The following is a 448-nucleotide window of genomic DNA, read 5'->3' as shown; positions in this document are numbered from 1 at the left end:
GACGTCCTCGACGCGCACGGCGTCACGCCCGACCGCGTCCGCACCGCGAGCAGCGCCTTCGTCGGCGCCGGGGCACCCGGACCGGTCTCGCCCGACCGGGTCACGTGCACACCGGCCGCGGCGCGGGTGCTGGCACGTGCCGCACAGCTCGCCGGCCCGGCGGAACGCGTCCGACCGCACCACGTGCTGCTCGCGGTGCTCGACGGCATCGACGATCCGTTCACGGGGGCCGCGCACGACGTCCTCGACGGTCTCGGTGTCGAACCGCGCCGCTTCCGCCGCGCCCTCCGTCGGGCCGCACGACGCGCCTGACGCGCCCCGCGCCGCGCCCTGCGCCCCGCGCTCCGCGCCGCCCCGCGCCCGCGCCGCCCCGACACCCGGCGCGACCCGCCGCGCGACCCCCGTGAGCACCACCGGGCGCAGGCTCCGGGGCGGACCCGCACCGCGC

1 protein-coding gene is annotated in these 448 nt (G+C 81.0%); it reads left to right on the top strand.

All coding sequences use genetic code 11. The annotated features are described in order from the left end of the window. Window positions 1-312 (top strand): hypothetical protein (locus BIV01_RS20030; protein ID WP_217642569.1); only part of this gene is annotated, 312 nt, incomplete at its 5' end. Between the last annotated feature and the right edge of the window lie 136 nt (window positions 313-448).

The organism is Curtobacterium sp. MCBA15_013, assembly GCF_001865095.1.
In the GTDB taxonomy this organism is placed as follows: domain Bacteria; phylum Actinomycetota; class Actinomycetes; order Actinomycetales; family Microbacteriaceae; genus Curtobacterium.
The sequence above is the reverse complement of the archived record's forward strand: the minus strand, read 5'-3'. Positions and strand labels throughout refer to the sequence as shown.